Genomic DNA, 2,231 nt, shown 5'->3' with positions numbered 1-2,231 from the left:
GAGCCGACCTATTTCGCCGCGGACGCGGCGTACTACCTGTCCAAGAAGGACCGCGGCTACACCGAGAAGATCTACCTGCTCGGCGCCGACCACCACGGCTACATCAACCGGCTCAAGGCCATCGCGGCCGCGGCCGGGGACGACCCCGAGGTCAACATCGAGGTCCTGATCGGCCAGCTGGTTTCCGTCAACGGCGCCAAGCTCTCCAAGCGGGCCGGCAACATCATCGAGCTCAAGGACCTCATTTCCTGGCTGGGCAAGGACGCGGTCCGCTACTCGCTGGCGCGCTTCCCGGCCGATTCGCCGCTGACCCTGGACCCGGAGCTGCTGAAGAAGCACAGCAACGAGAACCCGGTGTTTTATGTCCAGTACGCGCACGCCCGTTCCCGGGGCACCGCCCGCAACGCGGTTGCCGCCGGCGTGGAGCGCCGTGTGGACGGCCTAGACAGATTCGACGCCTCGCTGCTGGAGCACGCGACCGAGAACGAGCTGCTCTCCTACCTCGGCAGCTACCCCTCGATTGTGGCCAAGGCCGCCGAACTGCGCGAGCCGCACCGCGTGGCCCGCCACCTCGAGGTCATCGCAGGCGCCTACCACCGCTGGTACGACGCCTGCCGCGTGGCCCCGCAGGGCGACGAGCCGATCACCGACCTCAACCGCACCCGGCTGTGGCTCAACGACGCCACCAGCCAGGTGCTCGCCAACGGACTGGAACTGCTGGGCGTTTCGGCGCCGGAACGGATGTAACCGCCATGACCACGAACCCGTCCAATAGCACGGCAGCCTCACCGCTCGCGCCGGAGTGGCTGCAGGTCCCCGACGACCTCAACACCCTGCACGCGCCGCTGTGGGCCGGCGGGGTCACCCGGAACGACGCCGGTGAACTCACCATTGACGGCATCTCCGTCAGCGAGCTGCAGCGCCAATACGGCACGCCCCTGTTCGTGATGAGCGAGAACGACTTCCGGGCCCGGGCCCGGGCGTTCAGCGACGCCTTCAACGATGCCTTTGCCGACATCTGCGGGGGAGTGGACGTCTACTACGCCGGCAAGTCCTTCCTGTGCACCTCCGTGGTCCGGTGGGTCGAGGAAGAAGGGCTGCGGCTGGACACCGCGTCCGGCGGCGAACTCGCCGTCGCCGCCCGCGCCGGCATCCCCGGTGCCGACGTCGCGCTGCACGGCAACAACAAGTCCGACGGCGAGATCCACCGTGCGCTGGACCTGAAGCTGGGCCGGATCGTGGTGGACAGCCTCGCCGAACTCGACCGCGTCGCGGCGATCGCCGCCAACCGCGGTGAAACCGCCAAGGTTATGCTCCGGCTGACCCCCGGCGTGCACGCCCACACCCACGAATTCATCGCCACCGCCCACGAGGACCAGAAGTTCGGCTTGTCCATGGCGGGGGACTCCACCGAGCAGGCGGGCCTGTCCGCGGCGGAGGAGGCCGTGGCCGCGGCGACCGGCTACGCCAGCATCGAACTCCTGGGCCTGCACTGCCACATCGGCTCGCAAATCTTCGAACCGGACGGCTTCGCCCTCGCAGCGGAGAAGCTGCTGGACTTCCTCGCCGCGATGCAGTCCAAATACTCGATCGTGCTCCCCGAACTCGACCTCGGCGGCGGCTACGGCATCGCCTACACGCCCGTGGACACGCCGCGCCCGGCTGCCGAAATCGCCCAGGCGATGGCCGCCGTCGTTCGCTCCAAATGTGCCGGGCTGGGGATTTCCGCCCCCCGGATTTCAATCGAGCCGGGCCGTGCGATCGTCGGCAGCACGACGTTCACGCTCTATGAAGTGGGCACGCTGAAGACCGTCCGGGTCGACGCTCCGGGCGAACAAGCGGAGAACGACGTTACGTACCCGCGCCGGTATGTGTCAGTGGACGGCGGAATGAGCGACAACCCCCGTCCGGTGCTGTACGACGCGGATTACTCGGCAGTTCTGGCCTCCCGGACCTCGGACGCGGCCCCGCAGCTGTCCCGAGTGGTGGGCAAACATTGCGAGAGCGGCGACATAGTTGTTAGAGATGTATATCTGCCCAAGGACGTGGCAGCCGGTGATCTGCTCGCTGTACCGGGGACCGGCGCCTATTGCTGGGCCCTGTCAAGCAACTACAACTATCTGGCCCGGCCGGGCGTTGTCGCTGTGCGCGACGGATCTGCCCGGCTCATTGTCCGCGGGGAAACCGAAGAAGATCTGCTCAACCGCGACATGGGAGTCTGAATGACCGAA

2 protein-coding genes are annotated in these 2,231 nt (G+C 67.3%); both read left to right on the top strand.

The window, feature by feature from the left end:
- The coding region (locus VFV67_RS11150; RefSeq protein ID WP_326469364.1) for a DALR anticodon-binding domain-containing protein at positions 1-747 on the top strand (747 nt) is incomplete at its 5' end.
- Positions 748-752: 5 nt separating this feature from the next.
- The gene (lysA, locus tag VFV67_RS11145; RefSeq protein ID WP_326469361.1) at positions 753-2,222 is read left to right on the top strand and encodes a diaminopimelate decarboxylase; all 1,470 of its coding nucleotides are present in this window, start codon (positions 753-755) and stop codon (positions 2,220-2,222) included.
- Positions 2,223-2,231 lie beyond the last annotated feature (9 nt).

The sequence above is a fragment of the Actinophytocola sp. genome, assembly GCF_035762905.1.
Taxonomy (GTDB): Bacteria; Actinomycetota; Actinomycetes; order Mycobacteriales; family Pseudonocardiaceae; genus DASYTH01.
Note: the sequence above shows the minus strand (reverse complement) of the source record. Positions and strands in the feature narration are given on the sequence as shown.

What these genes read in the sequence shown, in the direction of transcription:
- lysA (WP_326469361.1), top strand. Translation starts at nt 753, where the DNA reads ATGACCACGAACCCGTCCAATAGCACGGCAGCCTCACCGCTCGCGCCG.